This is a genomic window from Clavibacter rahimiani, assembly GCF_052654495.1.
Genome location: NZ_CP199790.1, coordinates 626,159 through 643,038, shown reverse-complemented (window position 1 = coordinate 643,038; position 16,880 = coordinate 626,159). Strand labels below are relative to the sequence as shown.

At 72.2% G+C, this 16,880-nt stretch carries 19 protein-coding genes; 4 read left to right on the top strand and 15 right to left on the bottom strand.

From position 1 onward, the window contains the following. Nucleotides 1-203 precede the first annotated feature (203 nt). Together ACT7CP_RS03275 and ACT7CP_RS03270 are read left to right on the top strand one after the other, a co-directional pair. Nucleotides 204-617 (top strand): hypothetical protein, encoded by a 414-nt coding sequence (locus ACT7CP_RS03275; protein ID WP_445443359.1) that lies wholly within the window; start codon nucleotides 204-206, stop codon nucleotides 615-617. 304 nt (nucleotides 618-921) lie between these two features. Further along, nucleotides 922-1,248, top strand: coding sequence for a hypothetical protein (locus ACT7CP_RS03270; RefSeq protein ID WP_413962452.1), 327 nt, complete (start codon nucleotides 922-924; stop codon nucleotides 1,246-1,248). A gap of 23 nt (nucleotides 1,249-1,271) precedes the next feature. Here ACT7CP_RS03270 and ACT7CP_RS03265 read toward each other — a convergent pair whose 3' ends face one another. Next, nucleotides 1,272-1,913 (bottom strand): GNAT family N-acetyltransferase, encoded by a 642-nt coding sequence (locus ACT7CP_RS03265; protein WP_445443358.1) that lies wholly within the window; start codon nucleotides 1,911-1,913, stop codon nucleotides 1,272-1,274. Between the two features lie 62 nt (nucleotides 1,914-1,975). Here ACT7CP_RS03265 and ACT7CP_RS03260 point away from each other — a divergent pair, with 62 nt between their 5' ends. Continuing rightward, nucleotides 1,976-2,914 carry an alpha/beta fold hydrolase gene (locus ACT7CP_RS03260; RefSeq protein ID WP_445443357.1) on the top strand — a complete coding sequence of 313 codons (939 nt, stop codon included), beginning with the start codon at nucleotides 1,976-1,978 and terminating at the stop codon, nucleotides 2,912-2,914. 25 nt (nucleotides 2,915-2,939) lie between these two features. On the opposite strand, the gene ACT7CP_RS03255 is transcribed toward ACT7CP_RS03260, so the two are convergent. The 5 genes from ACT7CP_RS03255 to ACT7CP_RS03235 form a co-directional block, all read right to left on the bottom strand. Then, nucleotides 2,940-3,368 (bottom strand): BLUF domain-containing protein, encoded by a 429-nt coding sequence (locus ACT7CP_RS03255; RefSeq protein WP_191148284.1) that lies wholly within the window; start codon nucleotides 3,366-3,368, stop codon nucleotides 2,940-2,942. A gap of 163 nt (nucleotides 3,369-3,531) precedes the next feature. After that, nucleotides 3,532-4,212, bottom strand: coding sequence for a DUF6766 family protein (locus ACT7CP_RS03250; RefSeq protein WP_445443356.1), 681 nt, complete (start codon nucleotides 4,210-4,212; stop codon nucleotides 3,532-3,534). An 81-nt stretch (nucleotides 4,213-4,293) separates the two neighbouring features. Next, complete coding sequence (locus tag ACT7CP_RS03245) at nucleotides 4,294-4,716, bottom strand: hypothetical protein (RefSeq protein ID WP_413962447.1); 423 nt, start codon at nucleotides 4,714-4,716, stop codon at nucleotides 4,294-4,296. Nucleotides 4,717-4,718: 2 nt separating this feature from the next. Continuing rightward, nucleotides 4,719-5,132, bottom strand: coding sequence for a CBS domain-containing protein (locus ACT7CP_RS03240; RefSeq protein ID WP_445443355.1), 414 nt, complete (start codon nucleotides 5,130-5,132; stop codon nucleotides 4,719-4,721). Between the two features lie 131 nt (nucleotides 5,133-5,263). Then, nucleotides 5,264-5,632, bottom strand: a complete 369-nt coding sequence (locus tag ACT7CP_RS03235; protein WP_445443354.1) for a VOC family protein — start codon at nucleotides 5,630-5,632, stop codon at nucleotides 5,264-5,266. 61 nt (nucleotides 5,633-5,693) lie between these two features. Between ACT7CP_RS03235 and ACT7CP_RS03230 the strand changes: the two genes are divergently transcribed. After that, entirely contained in the window at nucleotides 5,694-6,146 is a 453-nt protein-coding gene (locus ACT7CP_RS03230) for a MarR family winged helix-turn-helix transcriptional regulator (protein WP_445443353.1), read from the top strand. 55 nt (nucleotides 6,147-6,201) lie between these two features. Here ACT7CP_RS03230 and ACT7CP_RS03225 read toward each other — a convergent pair whose 3' ends face one another. The 9 genes from ACT7CP_RS03225 to ACT7CP_RS03185 all read right to left on the bottom strand — a co-directional run bounded on the left by ACT7CP_RS03225 (nucleotide 6,202) and on the right by ACT7CP_RS03185 (nucleotide 16,751). After that, nucleotides 6,202-7,968, bottom strand: coding sequence for an ABC transporter ATP-binding protein (locus tag ACT7CP_RS03225; protein WP_445443352.1), 1,767 nt, complete (start codon nucleotides 7,966-7,968; stop codon nucleotides 6,202-6,204). Continuing rightward, nucleotides 7,965-11,141 (bottom strand): lantibiotic dehydratase, encoded by a 3,177-nt coding sequence (locus ACT7CP_RS03220; RefSeq protein WP_445443351.1) that lies wholly within the window; start codon nucleotides 11,139-11,141, stop codon nucleotides 7,965-7,967. The genes ACT7CP_RS03225 and ACT7CP_RS03220 overlap by 4 nt, the downstream gene beginning before the upstream one ends. Before the next feature lie 7 nt (nucleotides 11,142-11,148). Continuing rightward, nucleotides 11,149-12,579, bottom strand: coding sequence for a lanthionine synthetase LanC family protein (locus ACT7CP_RS03215; protein ID WP_445443350.1), 1,431 nt, complete (start codon nucleotides 12,577-12,579; stop codon nucleotides 11,149-11,151). Then, entirely contained in the window at nucleotides 12,534-12,704 is a 171-nt protein-coding gene (locus tag ACT7CP_RS03210) for an FDLD family class I lanthipeptide (protein WP_413962440.1), read from the bottom strand. Before ACT7CP_RS03210 ends, ACT7CP_RS03215 begins: the two co-directional genes overlap by 46 nt. Nucleotides 12,705-12,823: 119 nt before the next feature. Continuing rightward, nucleotides 12,824-13,072 carry a hypothetical protein gene (locus ACT7CP_RS03205; protein WP_413962439.1) on the bottom strand — a complete coding sequence of 83 codons (249 nt, stop codon included), beginning with the start codon at nucleotides 13,070-13,072 and terminating at the stop codon, nucleotides 12,824-12,826. Nucleotides 13,073-13,665: 593 nt separating this feature from the next. Then, the gene (locus ACT7CP_RS03200; RefSeq protein ID WP_011931910.1) at nucleotides 13,666-13,794 is read right to left on the bottom strand and encodes a hypothetical protein; all 129 of its coding nucleotides are present in this window, start codon (nucleotides 13,792-13,794) and stop codon (nucleotides 13,666-13,668) included. A gap of 92 nt (nucleotides 13,795-13,886) precedes the next feature. Beyond that, nucleotides 13,887-15,176, bottom strand: a complete 1,290-nt coding sequence (locus tag ACT7CP_RS03195; protein ID WP_413962438.1) for an adenylosuccinate synthase — start codon at nucleotides 15,174-15,176, stop codon at nucleotides 13,887-13,889. Nucleotides 15,177-15,283: 107 nt separating this feature from the next. Continuing rightward, nucleotides 15,284-15,760: a DUF3151 domain-containing protein gene (locus ACT7CP_RS03190; protein WP_413962437.1), complete on the bottom strand. Its 477-nt coding sequence runs from the start codon at nucleotides 15,758-15,760 to the stop codon at nucleotides 15,284-15,286. Nucleotides 15,761-15,872: 112 nt separating this feature from the next. After that, nucleotides 15,873-16,751 carry a hypothetical protein gene (locus ACT7CP_RS03185; RefSeq protein ID WP_445443349.1) on the bottom strand — a complete coding sequence of 293 codons (879 nt, stop codon included), beginning with the start codon at nucleotides 16,749-16,751 and terminating at the stop codon, nucleotides 15,873-15,875. Between the last annotated feature and the right edge of the window lie 129 nt (nucleotides 16,752-16,880).

Below are 16,880 nucleotides of genomic sequence, written 5' to 3'. Positions count from 1 at the left end.
CCGCCCCGACGTCCCGATGTCACGTGCGCGAGCTCGCGCACGATGCACGCGCCGCCGCCGATCCCGGCCCGACGCGCCGCCCGCAGGACCGGGCCCGGCTCCTCCACCGGGTCGCGGCGCCGCGCCCCGCCCGACCGACGTGCACCGCCCGGAGGCACTCCATCCCCCATGACCGCTGCTATCCCGCCGGCGACGCCGCGCGCGTGCACGCCAGCGCCGTCCCGGTCGACGATCCCGACCCCGACGCCGGCCCCGGCAGCCGCAGCTTCCTCGACTTCGCCGTCGTCGCCGACCACACCGGGCCCCACTCCGTCGCCGTCACCTACGACCACTGCGCCTCCACCCCGCTCACCCTCGGCTTCGCCCTGGACCGGGGCCAGACCCGCACCGTGCACTACCCGCCGCTCCGGCGCGGCACGACCCGCCGCACCCTGTTCGTCGACGTGCACATGCGCCGGGGACCCGGGGTGATCCGCGTCGCCGAGGGCCCGACCGGCGCCCGGCTGCACGTGCACTCGCTGCGCGTCACCGGCGCTCGAGCCGCCCCGGACGCACGCGACGGTGCCGCTGCAGCGCCCCCGCCGAGCCCGCCCCGCGCCGCGGGCGAACCGGGCTAGACCGCCCTCATCCCGGGCCCGGGTCGCTCCCGCGTGGAGGCGCCGCACCGGATCCGGGCACCGGGGAGCAGGGCCCGGCACGCGGTCGCGCGCTCGCCGGGCTCGGGTTCGGTGGCAGCCGCACCGCCCGTCCCCACGGCGCTCCCCCGGTCTCCCGTCTCGCGGACGGCTTCCCGCCGCTCCTCCCGCCCCGCCCCACGGCGGATCACCGGATCCGCTCGCGCACGTGCCCGACCGATGCCGCACCACGACCCAGGAGGAGCCGATGCCCCGAGACGCGCACAGACCGCTCGGGCGGCGGGCCATGAGCCGGGCCGACATCGAGCTCATGGTCGCCGTCGCCTGGAACGCCGAGGGGAGGCTGCGCGGCCTGCGCCCGCTGGCGTGGGTGATCGGCGACGCCGACTTCGTGCACTTCACCGGCAACGCCGACGCTTACTCCCGAGCCGCCCGCCGGGAGATCATCGAGGACTGGATCGCCGAGCTGGGCCTCGCCGACCTCATCGACGCCACCGCGCCGCCGCTGCAGCGCGTCGGCCGCGACATGGTCTGGACCGGGAGCATCGACTCCATCGGCATGCAGTTCCGCTACCCCGCCGAGGACGATGAGCGCCGGCCCTCCGCCTCCTGAGCGCCCGCCGGTCCGCCGCCGGCTCAGGCCGCGGGTGTCCGGAACAAGACCGGCCGGCCCTCCTGGGCGGCGATCCGCGCGTCGAGGCCCGCGCGCACGGCCGGCCACTCGTCGGCGAGGATCGAGTGGATCGCCGCGTCGCGCCACGTGCCGTCCGCGCGGAGCTGGTCGCGGCGGCAGACGCCCTCGAAGGTCGCGCCGAGCTTGAGGATCGCGGCGCGGGATCGGGCGTTGAGCGCGTCCGCCTGCAGCTTCACCCGGCCGAAGCCGGACTCGAAGGCCAGGCCGAGGAGGAGCCGCTTGGCCTCCGCGTTGACGACGGTGCCCCAGACCCGCGGGTCGTAGGCGGTCCAGCCGAGGTGGGCGCGCTCGCGCCGCGTGTCCAGCTCGGTGAGGCTCGTGGTGCCGACGAGCTCGCCGTCGTGGGGGCCGCCCACGAGGATCACGGCGGTCGGCAGGTCGTCCCAGCGGAAGTAGGTGCGCGCCCACGCGTCGAAGGCCGCGTCGTCGGCGGGGAGGCCGGCGGGGCCTCCGCCGAAGCCGCCCGCGAACACGGCCGGATGCGCGATCGCGGCCCGGAGCGCGGGCAGGTGCTCGGGCGTGAGCGGATCCAGCCGCACATGGGTGCCGAGGAGGGACGCGGGCGCGGGCACGGTGGCGGTCACCCGGCCAGCCTGGCAGAGGCGGCGACGGGCTCGCCGCTCGCGCCCCGGCCTACGCTGGCGGGATGAGCACCGACGCCCGCGCCCCGCGCACCCTGTCCGACCACCGGCCCGAGGACGCGGAGGACCTGACGATCGAGGTCCCGGCGGCGCGGCTGTCGGCCGTGCGCGTGCCGGCCCGCACCGGGGATCCCGCGACCGCACCCGTCGCGCTGCTGGTCCCGGGCTTCACGGGATCCAAGGAGGACTTCCTCCCCCTCATGGGCCCGCTCGCCGACCGCGGCTTCACGGTCGTGGCGTTCTCGCAGCGCGGGCAGTGGGGATCCACCGGTCCCGGCCAGGCCGAGCCGCCCGTCGACGCGAGCGGCTACGAGCTCGAGACCCTCGGCCAGGACGTGCACCACGTGGTCGACGCGCTCGCGGGCCGCGGCGGATCCGGCGGCCGTCACGTCGCGACCGACGCCGCCCCCGCCGCGCCGCTCGGACCCGTGCACCTCCTCGGCCACAGCTTCGGCGGCGTGGTGGGGCTCCAGGCGCTGATCCGCGACCCGGGCCGCTTCGCCAGCTACACGCACTGGAACTCCGGTCCCCGCAGCCGGGCCGACCGCTCCGAGCAGATCGCCGCCGTCCGCGCGTCGGGCAGCGCCGGGCTCTGGCCGCTGTGGTTCCTGCCCGAGCAGCTCGACGGCGACGACCTCGAGGTGGAGTGGTTCCGCACCCGGCTCCTCGGCACGGCGTCGGCGCAGCTCCTCGGGGCGCTCGAGATCATGCAGGAGCAGACCGACCGCGTCGACGAGCTGCGGGCGACGGGCGTCCCCGTCCTCGTCTCCCACGGCGACGCCGACGACGCCTGGCCGCAGGACTGGCAGCGCGACATGGCGGAGCGCGCCGGCGCCCGCTACGAGGTGGTCGCGGACGCCGGCCACTCCGCCCAGGTCGACCAGCCGCAGGCGAGCGCGGACCTCCTCGCGGACTTCTGGCGGAGCGCGGCGCCGACGGCCTGAGCCGCCGGCGGCAGGACCGCGCGCGTCAGGACAGCCGGCCGGTGTCCTCCTGGAACCAGCGGATCAGCTCGCGGAGCGCCGGCCGGATGGCGTCGTCGGGCCGCTCGCCCTCCAGGTCGTCGAAGGTGTCGCGGTAGCCGGGGATCCGCTCGGCCACGCGGGCGTCGTACTTGGCCATCCCCATCGTCCAGTCGGGGAACTGCCGCTCGGTGATCCGCTCCTCCATCAGCGTGGCGATCCGGCCGTGCCGGTCGTCCGCGAGGATCGCGGCCATGCGCTCCCGCACATCGGCCTCCTCCCCCTCGATGAGCTGGAGGAAGCGCCCCTGCCGATGCACGAGGAGGCCCGTGAGCCCGTGCGCCGCGTTGGTCGCGCGGCTCTGGGCGAGGAGCTGGGCGAGGTCGACGTCGTCGAAGGACCGCTCGGCGGTGCTGGAGTAGACGATGGAGAGCATGAGGTCCTTCCGCCTGCGCGGGCCGCGCGTCATCGGACGGGTCGCCCCCGCCGCCCCTCCAGCCTGGTCCTCGGTCGCGCCGAGGACCAGGCCGCGGCGGGTCCCGTCAGATGGCGGACAGCTGACGGGGCGACGGCGTCCCGCGGAGACCGGGAACCCGCGCTCACGGGTCCCCGGTCTCTGCGTGCGGCGCGCCCACCCGCTTCGACTCGGGGGATCCGCGCTGCCGCAGGTAGATCGCGAGCACCGCCATGCTGCCGACGGCGAGGAACTCCGACTGCCAGTTCTGCAGCGTCCGGGACCAGAAGTCGGCGGAGACGACGTACTCGGCCCAGGTCGGCGGATCCTCGAGGCCCAGGAGCTGCTGCTCCGCGAACGCCGACGCCCCGGCGATCGACTGCGCGAGCCACGACACCAGGAAGATCGCCGCCATCACGAGCACGAGGGAGCGGCTGTAGAGCGCCTGGCCGAGGCCGCCCATCGTGGCGCCCCTCGGGGAGTCGTCCCGCGCGTGCTCGCCCGCGAGCTGGTGGGCGTCGTCCTCGGGGCCGCGCTGGGGAGGGGTCGTCGACTCGGGCGATCCGCGCTGCATGAACCACACCGTCGCCCAGATGTAGAGCGTGAACTGCAGGTACTCCGACTGCCAGTTCTCGGCCACGTCGACCGCGAACGACGACGACGTCACGTACGCCGCCCAGCCGATCCCGGCGACGCCCTCCGCCTCCAGCTCGTCGACGTAGGACAGCCAGCCGACGAGCGACTGCCCGGCGAGCGCGGCCAGGAAGATCACGCCGAAGAAGACGCCGAGCCCGTTCTCGCGGAGCCACGTGCGCGCGCCCGTCATCGGTGCAGCGCCCCGACGACGAGGAGGAACGCGAGCCCGACGACGATGACCGCCAGGTAGGCGATGAAGATCCCGCGCACGTCAGCTCCCGTCCATCTCGCAGTCGTAGGGGCCGTCGCCCCGGGGCGTGCAGCCCGCGGCGCGCACCTGCCAGCCGTCGGCGGAGTGCGCGAGGAACACCGCCTCGCCGTCCGCGCGCACCAGGGCCCCGCGGCCGGAGACGACCACGTCGTCCGGGGCGATCGCGGTGATGCCGAGGCGCGTCACGCCGTCGGCGCACGGCTCCCCCGTCGTCTCCTCGACCGCCTCGCGCGCGGCGTCGGCGGCGAGCGCGCAGGCCGCCTCGCCGTCCCCGGTGGAGGCCGCCGCCGTGAAGGCCACCGCGACCTCCGTCGCGCCCTCCGCATCCGGGCCGGCCGCGCATCCCCCGAGCAGCAGCACGCCGGCGAGCGCGACCGGCAGCGCCGCGCGGCGGACCGGGCGGGCGCGGCTCGTGCCGCCCACGGCTACTCGGAGACGCCCTGGGCGACGTCGGCGACGGTGCCGTCGTCGAGGGCGCGGGCGACGTCCGCCAGGCTCACCATGCCGACGAGGTCGTGCCCGTCGATCACCGGGAGGCGGCGCACCTGGTGCTCGGACATCGTGCGGCGGATCTCCTCGGCGTCGTCGTCCGCGCCGATCGTGACGACCTCGGCCAGCCCCAGCGACGCGACGGTCGCGGTCGAGGGGTCGCCGCCCTCGGCGATGCAGCCGACGACGATGTCGCGGTCGGTGATCATGCCGGCGAGGCGCCCGTCCTCCCCGCAGATGGGGAGCGCGCCCACGTCGAGGTCGCGCATGCGCCGGGCGGCGTCGGTGAGCGTGTCGTCCGGTCCGACGCACTCGGCGCCCTCGGTCATGATGTCGCGTGCCGTGACCATGTGATCCTCCTCGTGGGTCGCGGGCCCGCCGTGCCGCGGGCCCTCATCGACGCTAGGACGGTCGTCCGCGGCCGCCTCGGGGGTTGACGCGGGAGCAGGCGGGCGGCCACGATCCGCGGCTCACCGCCCCGTCACGCCCGGTCGTGCAGCGTCACGTGGTAGCCGTCGAGGTCCGCGAACGCGAAGGTGCGGCCGAAGGGCCCGTCGAGGGGCGGCGTCACGATGCGGTGTCCGTCGGCGACGAGCGCGTCGTGGATCTCCTGCACCCCCGTCGCGTGCAGCCAGATGGCCGCGCCGATCCCGGGCTGCGCCACGGCGTCGAGGTCGGTGCCGGGGATCGCGTCGCGGAGCGCGAACGCGATGGGCGTCGTCGAGAACACGACGGCGTGCGGGGGTCCGGCGGGCGAGCGGACGAGGCCCAGGTAGCGCTCGTAGAACGCCTGCGCGGCGTCGAGGTCGCGGACCTGGAGCGAGATGAAGTCGGGGCCGGTGGCGGGCATGGTGTCTCCTCGAGTCGATGTCAGATGCCTGACATCAAGGAGCGTATGTCAGAATGCTGACATGAGTCAAGGCGACGACGGCATCGACCTCCCGACCTCGCTCGGCTACCTCCTCAAGGAGGCGTCGAGCGCCCTGCGCCAGGCGATGGAGGAGGCGCTGCGGCCCCTCGGCATGACCATCACGCACTACTCGTGCCTGGAGCTCCTCGCCCAGCGGCCCGGATCCTCGAACTCCGACCTCGCGCGCGGCGCCTTCGTCACGCGCCAGTCGATGAACGTGCTGCTGCAGACCCTCGAGCGCGACGGATCCGTGACCCGGCCCACCGAGGAGGCCGTCGGCCGCGTGCAGCCCACGCGCCTCACGGCGAAGGGCCGCCGTGAGCTGGCGAAGGCGACGGCTGCGGTCCGCGCGGTGGAGCTGCGGATGACCGCGGACCTGACGGACGACGATCGCGCGGCCGCCACGCGCATCCTGCGCAGCATGGTGAGGTCGCTGCACGGAGGCCGGGCCTGAGGGGCGACCACCCGGGCGTCACCGCTCGACGCGCGCCGGCACCATGTCGTCCCTCTCACTCGACGTACCCGCGCGCTTGCAGACGGAACATCTGCGCATAGAGGCCGTCATGCGCCATGAGGGAGTCATGATCCCCCTCCTCGACGAGATGTCCGTCCTGGAGGACGAGGACGTCATCCGCCATCCGGACGGTGGAGAACCGGTGCGAGATGAGGATCTTCGTGGCGGCGTGGCCCTCCTCCGTCAGCTGAGCGAAGACCGCCTCCTCCGCACGCGCGTCCAACGAGGCGGTGGGCTCGTCGAGGACGATGATCGGCGAACGGCGGAAGAGAGCCCTCGCGAGGGCGATCCGCTGCCACTGCCCTCCGGACAGCTGCTTCCCGTCGGCGAACCACTTGCCGAGCTGCGTCTCGATGCCCTCCGGGAGCGCCCGGACGGTCGAGGTCATCTCCGCCTGGTGCAGCGCCTCTCGAACGCCGACCTCATCCTCGAGCTGCTCGATGCGCCCGTACGCGACGTTCTGGCGCACGGAGGCCTCGTACTGGATGAAGTCCTGGAACAGCACCGTGAGATGGTCGCGGTACGCCGAGAGTTCGAACTCGGCGATGTCGATGCCATCGACCAGGATGCGCCCCCCTGTCGGCTCGTACAGACGCGACAGCAGCTTGACGATCGTCGACTTGCCCGCCCCGTTCTCTCCGACGAGGGCCACGGTCCGTCCGGCACCGAAGGTCGCGGAGAATCCCTCGAGCGCAGGCAGGGTCTGTCCGGGGTACGTGAACGACACATCCTCGAAGACGATCTCGTGCGCAGGCGCCGTCGGCACGGCGCGACCGGGGACCGCGCTCGTGCTGCGCGGTTCGAGGTCGAGGAAGCCGAAGAGGTTGCCCAGGAAGAGCGTGTGCTCGACGAGCTGCCCCAGCCCCCCGATCAGCATCTGCGCTGCGACGGTCACTGCTCCGATCGCGCCGATGTAGGCGGCCAGCCGACCGAGGTCGTCCATCGCGAAGGCATCCGCGATCGCGAAGTACACGGCCGCTCCCGTCACGGCCACGCCGACGAGACCCGAGATCGCACCGGCCCTGCTCCGGCGGCGCTCGATCCCCATGTCGATGTCGTAGAAGCGACCGAGCATCGCCCGGTACGTCTCGATGAAGTGGCCCACGAGACCGAACAGGCGGGTCTCCTTGTACGTCTTGTCGTTGGTGACGAGCGCCAGCAGGTACTGGCCGCGCCGCCGCTCCTCGGAGCGGTCGCGCTCCACCTCCCAGAGCCGGCGCACGAAGATCTGGTTGGCCACGACCGGGAGGATGGGCGAGAGCAGGACGAACAGGGCGACGAGGGGGCTCCAGGTCACCAGCACTCCCATGAGCAGCACCAGCGAGACGGCACCCGAGACGGCCGAGATCAGCTGCGTGAAGAACTGGTAGGGACGCCCCGTCGCCTCCCGCGTCGCCAGCTGCAGGCGGTTGTACACCTCAGGGTCCTCGAAGTCCTGCAGCGCGAGGGTCCCCGACTTCTCCATGAGCTGCAGGTTGAACGCGTTCGACACGCGCTGCTCCAGAGACGTCTGCCAGTACCCCTGCAGCGTGGTGAGCAGCAGGCTGAACAGCGCCAGCCCGCCGAAGAGCAGCGGGAAGACCAGCAGCGACGAGAGGTCCGTGGCGGACTGCACCGCGTTCACCGTCATGCCGAGCAGCACCACCTGCGCGACGGGGATCACCGCCTCCAGCGCCGTGGAGATGAGGATGCCGAGCACACCTCCGGGACTCGTCCCCCAGATCAGCCGGAGGACCCGCGGCCAGCTGTCCAACATGGTCATGCCCTCTCTTCCGCAGACGAGCCGACGAGCTCGAGATCGATGAACGCGCGCTCCCGGCGCGCGAACGCCTCCGCCGAGAGCGCCCACAGCCCGAGCGCGCGCGGTTCGACGACGTTCCCCACGGGGAAGCTGCGATTGAACGTCATGTGGAGCACGGATGCCGCCGTCGAGAGGAAGTCCTCCTCGTGATGCACCCGGCGATACGCGGCCGCGTAGTCGTCGAAGGCACGGCGGCTGGCGGACAGCGCCGATGTGAGGTGGTCGCGATCCTCGATCCCCATCCCCCGGAACGGATCGGCGGGCTCCTGCAGCGTCGCCATCAGCGCCTGCCTGTTCTCCCGGTAGAACTGCCGGAACTCCGGTTCGGTGCTGGGACCGATCCCCAGCGCCGAGTGCGAGATCCCCACCGCGGCATACAGATGCGCGAGGATGCTGACGCCGAGGAGCTCGTCCGCGACCTGCTCGCGCGCTCCCGCGACTCGGACCCGCGAGATCTCCAGGGCGAGCTTCGATGTCGCCTCGAACACCGGCAGCGCCGCCCGGTAGAGGTCCTCGCCGCCATAGCGGTTGAACTCCGGGATGTAGCCCACCAGTGCGGAGTCCGCGATCAGCCGGCGTCGGGTGAGATCGTCCGCCCATCCGGCGACGGCATCGCGCAGGCGATGCGCGACGCGCGGCGAACGCGCGTGCAGGCGGATCCTGAGGGCATGCGCCGGCATCGGGTAGCGGATGAAGAACCACCGGTCCCGCAGCGAGCGCGTGGCGCCGAGCAGGTCGTCCAGGCGCGAGCCGACGAGCGCGTCGAGGTCGTCGCGGCTGCCCTGCACGTCGAGGCAGATCCACTGCGGGTCCCATTCCTGACTCGTGCGGATCCCCGTCGGCGCGAGTCCGCGTGCCGCCCCTCCGCGCTGGTCGTCTGCGGACGCCTCCGGAGCCGGGAGCATCACGGAGACCACGAGCTCGTGGGCGTAGCGGGCACCGTCCTCGTCGGAGAGCAGTCCGCTCGCGGACCCTCCTTCCGCCTCGCGCGCACCGTCCAGCGTCTCCTCGAAGGAGAGGATCGTGTCGTTCGTCCTGGCACGTCCGCTCTCCTCGGCGAGGATGGCGATGTCGATCTCCTGTTCGAGATCGAGTGCGAGCCGGTTGTCGTCGCGGACGAGGGTGACCCTGGCGGGCATCCGCAGCGCCTGGCGCACGGCGTGGAGCGACGCCGCGAACTCGGCCGGACTCTCCGACGACGGCAGCCGTGACGGCAGGACGTTCCACTTCGCCGGGCTGTAGATCACCCTGCCGCGCGTGACCCGCGGCAGGGCGGGGGCTCCCTGCAGACGCCCCCAGTCGAAGATGTTGAACCCGCGCAGCGCATCCGTCGACAGCTCGACGAGCAGCCGGATGACGTTCGGCGCGGCGAGCGGCGACAGCATGTGGTTCTCGACGATGCGGATGAGCGCGCCGTCGCGGCGGTCACGGAGGAAGAACGAGACGCCGTCGTTGCCGACCAGGATGTCGGACAGCGCCATCCCACCCGGCCCCTGCGGTGAGACACCCACATCGAGCGTCTCGATGCCGGCATGAGCCGTGCGCGCGACGTTCGCCATGCGCGCCTTGTCGGGCAGGTAGCGCAACTGCACGAGGCGCGTGCGCGGGCCGCTCCACTCGGCTTCGCGCTCGAGCATCGTCTCGACGAGCTCGGCGGCGTCGTCGAGGATGCCGGTGAACCGCCCGGTCGCTCGGCCTCCGAGCGCCAGGCCGTCGGGGAGGACCGCCACGTCGAAGTCGTCCGCGTCCACGGCCTCCGCCGAGCGCGCCAGGACGCGCACGAACAGGTCGAACGTGGCGCTGGGCGGGCGCGGGTCATCCGTCGTGAAGAGCGACAGGAGATCGTCGGTCAGCTCGAGGTGCTCGCCGGTGAGGAGCGCCGTCGTGTACGCGTCGAGGAGCGCCGCCGCACCGCGCGCGTTCTCGTCCGGAGACTGACCGGGAAGCTGGTACGAGCGCTGCGGGAGCTGGTATCCCGACGGCGCTTCCAGCCCGCGACCTGCGCTCAGGAGCTCGAGGATCGGGACCTCGCCGCCGACGCCGTAGCGCTCGAGGAAGTGCTGCTCGTACTCCACGATGGAGGGCGGTCGCGCGGCGAAGAAGCTGGTGCGCGTGAGGACCTCAGCGACGTCCTCCACGCGTCGGGCCACGTTCCTGTGGAGCTCGTCCGCCGAGAGGGCCACCGCGGCGTTCACCGTCACCGTCGGGCCGCTGTGATCGGCGAGGAGCGACACCTGCCGCTTGCGGATCGCGGCGAGCGCAGGCACCACGTCGGCGACATCCCTCACGGCGCCGAGGCCGTCGACTATCCGCGCGAGCTCGTCGCTCTCGGTGCGGAACGCGGCCCCGCCCTTCCGCAGGGCCGCGATCATCGCCGTCGCCTCCTGGCCCGGCGTCAGCGCCGGCACCACGTCGGGATACAGCACGCCCTGCGCCAGCAGCGTGTCGACGAAGGCGTCGATCGTCTCGCGGGTGACGTCCGGATGGGCGCGGTGGAGCTCGGCGACGATCTCGTCGGCGTTCGCACCACGGGACGCGGCGGACAGCGCGGCCTCGACGGGAGGCGTGCGCAGCAGGTCGACGTGATTGCTCTCATCGGTGCCGAAGACGTTCGACTGGGCGATGTCGAGGCGCTCGCCGATCGACTGACGGTACGGATTCGCCGCGAGAGGCAGGGAACGCGCATCGGCACCGGAGGCGATGCTGGCCGCGAAGCCCATCAGCCAGGCGTAGTCGGGGAAGGCCTCGACCCGCGCGACCGGATCCACGGCGACGCGCAGCCGGGTGGCCTCAGCGAAGCGTCCGACCGCGACGCCGGCGAGCAGGCCGAACGGAGTGGGGCGATGCGTCATGCGCAGGAGGTACTTCCGCAGGCTCCGCAACGCTCCCAGGGTCTTGCGCTCGTCCTCGGGCGCTCCACCTGGTGCCTCCAGGCGTCGCAGCTGCTCGACGAGGCTCGGGCTCGCCGTGGCCAGCGCCGCGGCGATCCTCTCGTCGCCGAGCAGCGTCGGGATGGACGCCCGCAGGGCTCGGTAGGTCGTGAGGTCCGAGAACCTCTGCTGATCCCACAGCGGAACCCGCACGACGAACCTCTCGTGTGCGGTGTATCCGTGCTTCGGGCCGAGTGCGGTCATGGTGCTCCTAACAGAATCCGAACAGGGATCGCCAGGGTGCGCGAGCGGCGCCCGCGCCTCGGCCGGCGAGGACGAGCGCGACACCGGCCGCTCCCTGGATGACGGTGGGGTTGTCGAGGAGCTGGGCCGGCTCCTCGAAGTCGCGGTAGAGCAGCGGCGCGTCCGGAGATGCCCGAGCGACGAGGTCCGCGATCAGCGGCGCGTGGGGGAGCTCTCCGGAGGTCGAGCCGTCACCCAGGACGGCGTCGGCGCATGCCACGATGCCGGCCAGGCCGTGGCAGATCGTCGGGCTGCCGAGCGCAGGGCGACGGCGATGGCGCGCGACCGCGCCGAGCATCGTCTCCTCGGCGGAGTCCCGCAGCTCCTGGTCGGAGAGAGCGGATGCGGCGTGCGACAGGGCCAGCGCGACCCCCGGTGCTCCGTAGCACCAGGCGTTGGGTGCGAGCTCGGCATGGGCCGCGCGCGCGACGGACCCGGACGGCATCGCGATGCCCGTGGACCACGTGCTCCCGAACTCGTCCCATGACGCCGCCTCCTGGACCCGGGTGGCCAGATCGCGGATCGCCCGGTTCCGCAGCTCGAGACGCGCTCCGTCGAGAGCGCACCCGGAGAGGGCGATCAGGATCCCGGGCATCCCGTGCGCTGCGCCGAGGTTGAGATAGCCGTCCGGGAACTCGGCGGCGTACTCCGGAAGCGGATAGTGCTGGGGCGCGATGCAGGCGCCGTCGCCGATCCGCGCTCCTCGGCGGAGCATCTCGTGCAGATCGTCGAAGAGCCGGTTCTCCGCTGCGCGCAGCGACGGGCTGCCGGGCAGTGCGCGTCGCGCGGCGGCCAGCGCCATCAGTCCGCCTGCGCGTCCGCTGATCAGGTCGTAGTCGGAGTCCGCGACGTCGCCGTCCGCCGGGATCGGCTCGATGCTGAGCATCTGATCGGCGATCTCCTCGGCCAGCATCCCCGCGCGGTCGAGCCAACGGCGCTCATCCCTCGCGGCGGCGGTGAGATAGGCGAGCAGCGCCCCCTGCGCGCCGCCGAACAGCGAATCGTGCTCGTCGATCCCGTCGACGACGCCGTCGTAGCACGCGTCGAGGATCGCGTCGGATCGTCTCGTCCACTCGTCCCCGCCGTCCGCCGGCGTGGCGAGGGCCTCGAAGACCAGCGCCGAGCCGAGCGGTCCCATCGCGATCGATCGGGAGTCCCATCCCGTCGGGTACGCGGCGACCGTCCTGACCTGTTCGAGGCACTCGTCCACGAGCTCGGCGTCCGCGAGTGCTCGACCGATCTCCTCGGCGATGACCGCAGGCGGCGCTTCGACGGCTGCTGCATCCATGCGCGATGTCCTCCGGCTCAGGGGACTGCCCGCCCGCACCTCGCCCGGACGGACAGCCCGAGCGCTCACCAGCAGGCGAGCGGACTCTGCGTGATGCAGAACGGAGTGCACCCGCACGTGGCCTTGCACGTGACGCGGCTGCACAGAGCACGACTGACCACCGTCAGCGATGACGGCTGGACACCCCCGGAAGCGACATTCGGCGCAACGCGCACATCGATCGCAAATGCATTCATATCTGTCTCCTCTCGACCCCCGAACTCCCGATGAGAAAGGCCGGTCGCGAGGAAAGCTATGGTGACGTCACCGCGACGTCAAGAGCTCCGGCGAGAAGCTATACGAAAGTCAGCCGCTGCTATCGATCGACTTCTTCGCCGTCCTCGGCGCCGCGGACAAGAAAGCCGCGAGCGAGCAGACCCACCCCCGCGAGGAGGGCGAGGACCGCGGCGATGTGAGCCGCCCAGCCCAGGGCGCTGTCCATGCCGACGACGGACTCCATCGCTTCTTGACTGCGAATGACCATCCACGCCAGGAAGACACCGACGAGCACGATGCCCGAACCGATGAACAGGGCTTTGCGCAGACCGTTTCGATTGTGATCCATGGGAGACATCCTCACATTCTTCCTTGCTCTGACCAGCACACCCTAGCAGGAGGGCGTCAAAAGGCGAGCCCGAATGGAAATGGGGACGGCCGCCCTGATCGGCGCGATTCGGAGCATCTCGGATCCGCGATTCGGACGGCATTTCGCGCGTCGACGATCGTCCATGATCCGGCGCATGCCGGATTCCCCGATGGCGCAATGTGGCACCTGCATGCAGAGACGAGGAGAACGGACGACGACGAAAATCCAGGCGTCCGCAGAACCGTCCGGCATCACCGTACTGGCCGGATCACCTGGCGTCTGTAGTCGTTTCAGGGGACAAGCTCGCGCACTCTCCCGGTCCGCGCGGCGATCCGCGGTCCCACCTCGAACGCACGCGTGCAGCGCTGCGCACGCGATCGGGCGCGGAGAGGATGTCGGCGTCCGCGACGAGCTGGCGGCAGTCGTCGGGGTCGGCGGCCTTCAGGCTCGGCCGGGATGCGGTCCACCGTCTCGGTGAGCGGCAGCAGCGGATCCCGGTCACGTCGACCTCCTCGACCGTCCGACTGCGCAGTCGAACGAGGTGGAGCGATACGGGACGGTCGGCGGTCGTCCTACCGCTCGACGACCAGCCGCCGCAGCTCCGCCGACGACACGTACCCGAAGCGGTGCAGCTCGCGCCACGCCGCCACGTACTGCTCCTGGCCCATGTCGAGATCCGCCTGCAGGCGCTCGCGGTTCATGGTGCGGGCGTCCGCCCGGCTGAGGAACCGCGCGAGGTCCGACGCGTCCGTGCCGAGGCGGGCGTCGTCGGCCCAGCCGTCGTGGATCAGGGTCAGTCCTCGAGGAGGTCGTGCAGCACGACGACCTGCTCGCGCTCCGGTCCCACGCCGATGGCGGAGATGCGGGCGCCGCTCATGCGCTCGATGGCCATCACGTAGTCCTGCGCGTTCTTCGGCAGGTCCGCGAACTCGCGGCAGCCCGTGATGTCCTCCTGCCAGCCCGGGAAGTCCTCGTAGATCGGGGTCGCGTGGTGGAAGTCGGACTGCGAGACGGGCACCTCGTCGTGGCGCACGCCGTCGACGTCGTACGCGACGCAGACGGGGATCGTCGCGAGGCCCGAGAGCACGTCGAGCTTGGTGAGCACGAAGTCGGTGACGCCGTTGATGCGGGCCGTGTAGCGCGCGATGGGCGCGTCGTACCAGCCGCAGCGGCGGGGGCGGCCGGTGGTGGTGCCGAACTCGAAGCCCTTGGCGCGCAGGTACTCACCCGACTCGTCGTGCAGCTCCGTGGGGAACGGGCCCGCGCCGACGCGCGTCGTGTACGCCTTGACGACCGCGATGATCCGCTCGAGCCGGTTGGGCGCGACGCCCGAGCCCGTGGCGGCGCCGCCGGACGTGGCGCTCGACGACGTGACGAACGGGTACGTGCCGTGGTCGATGTCGAGCATGGTGGCCTGGCCGGCCTCGAAGAGGACGGTCTTGCCCTCGTCGAGCGCGGTGTTCAGCTCGAGCGACGCGTCGCACACCATGGGGCGGAGGCGCTCGACGTAGGAGAGGAGGCTCTCGATTATCTCCTCGGCCGAGATCGCGCGGCGGTTGTAGATCTTCACGAGCATGTGGTTCTTGGCGTCGAGGGCCGCCTCCACCTTCTGGCGGAGGATGTTCTCGTCGAAGAGGTCCTGGATCCGGATGCCGACGCGGTTGATCTTGTCCGCATAAGTGGGCCCGATGCCGCGGCCGGTGGTGCCGATCTGGCGCTTGCCGAGGAAGCGCTCCGTCACCTTGTCGATGGTGCGGTGGTAGTGCGTGATGACGTGGGCGTTGGCGCTCACGCGGAGCTTCGAGACGTCGACCCCGCGGGCGGCGAGCGCGTCGAGCTCGTGGAAGAGCACCTCGATGTCGACCACGACGCCGTTGCCGATGACGGGCACGACGCCCGGCGTGAGGATGCCCGACGGGAGCAGGTGGAGCGCGTACTTCTCCGTGCCGACGACGACCGTGTGGCCGGCGTTGTTGCCGCCGTTGAACTTCACGACGTAGTCGACGCGGCTGCCGAGGAGGTCGGTCGCGCGTCCCTTGCCCTCGTCACCCCACTGGGCTCCGATGATCACTACTGCGGGCATGGCTCACTCCTCGTCGGGGGCGGGTCGGTCGGGTCGGGCTCGGGTGGCGTGCGGTGGTGCGGGTGCGTGCGGTCGTGCAGGTGCGTGCGGGTCCGGCGTGCGCCGGGTCAGTCCTGGCCGCGGATGACGATGGCCTCGGTGGGCGGCAGCGCCCCGGCCGTCAGCGCCTCGATGTGGCCGGCCGCGGTCGGATCCGCGTCGCGCAGGAAGGCGGTGAGGCGCGAGACCTCCTCCTCCTCGCCGATGGCGGCGGCCGCGCGGCGGAGCGCGTAGAGGGAGCGGAGGACGCCCCGGTTCGGCTCGTGGCTCCACGGCACGGGGCCCTGGCCCTTCCAGCCGGACTTCCGCAGGGAGTCGAGACCGCGGTGGTAGCCGACGCGCGCGAACGCGTAGGAGGCGATGCGGTCGCCCTGGATGAAGGCCGTGTCCGCGAGCAGCGCCCAGACGAGCGACGACTGCGGGTGGTCGGCCGCGATGGCGCCGAGGGTGTCGTGATCGCCGTCGGCGTTCGCGATGCGGGCGGCGACCTCGGGGTCGTCGGCCAGGCGCGTCTCGGGGACGCCGAGCAGGTTCTCTCCAGTCACACTCGATCCTACCGCGAGGGTCCGGCCGCTCCCGAGGGGGTCCGGGATCCGCGCACGTCGAACCCGCCGGCTTCGACATCGTCCGCCCGTGCGGGGGGAAGCACCGGCCCGATCAGCCCTCGAGCGCGCGGAGGGCCGGGTGCGCGCGCAGCGCATCGGGCCCGTGAGTCATGAGGACCGCCAAGGTCGCCAGGGCTGGAGCCATGGGTCCGCTGAGCGACAGGGGCGATGCCGCGCCCTCGAACTCGAAGACGATGTGGAAGTGCTCCGGGTCCGGGTAGATGGCGCTCACGGCGGCAAGGTCGAAGGACAACCAGCCTCGACCGGCGACGTTGCAGGCGATCCGCTGGTTGCTCGCGACGACCTGCACCCGCTGATGCTCGCGCCACTGCGTCGTCGCCTCGGCCTGCGCACGCGAGCGGCTGATCGAGTTGCCGATCGCGCTGCCGATCAGCGCGCCGGCGACCCACGCCGGTCGTCCGAACGCGACCGTCCTCGAGGTCGTGTACGCGACATCGGTGCCGTAGTACCGGGAGTACGTGAGCGGGCCGTCGAGGAAGAACCTCTCGCCATCGCGCGGCACGACCGCCCAGACGGCGATCTCCGGGGGCAGCTCTCGTCGCGCCAACGCGGCCCGGAACCACCGGGCGTGGTCCCAGGCCCGTCGGTACATCTCCTCGTGCTGCTGCGCCGCCCGCTCCCGGGACGTCAGGTGCCCGTGCGAGCGGCGCCACGCACGGTAGACGCGGTGACCGCGCCGGAGCGCGAGGATGAGCGCGACGACCGGGACGACGAAGGCGGAAACCAGGAGCAGCAGCGCCAGCAGCGTCCACCAGCTGAGGCCCTGCCCCTGCTGGCCGAGCTGCACGAACCATCCGCCGAGGAGGCCGAGCCCGAAGTAGCCGAGCGGTGCGCAGGCGAGCGGGATGATCCAGCTCCGGTGCCTCCTCCACCCTGATCGCTCCGCCGTCCGGGCACCTCCGTGGTCCATGCCTTCTCCCCCTCGTGACGACCAGCACCTGCCGGCCGAGGTGATCCTCGCAGGACCCGGCGACCCGGCGTGGAGGATCCCCACGGCCCTCCCGCCGAGCGACCGCCCCGGGACGGCCCGGCCGTGTCG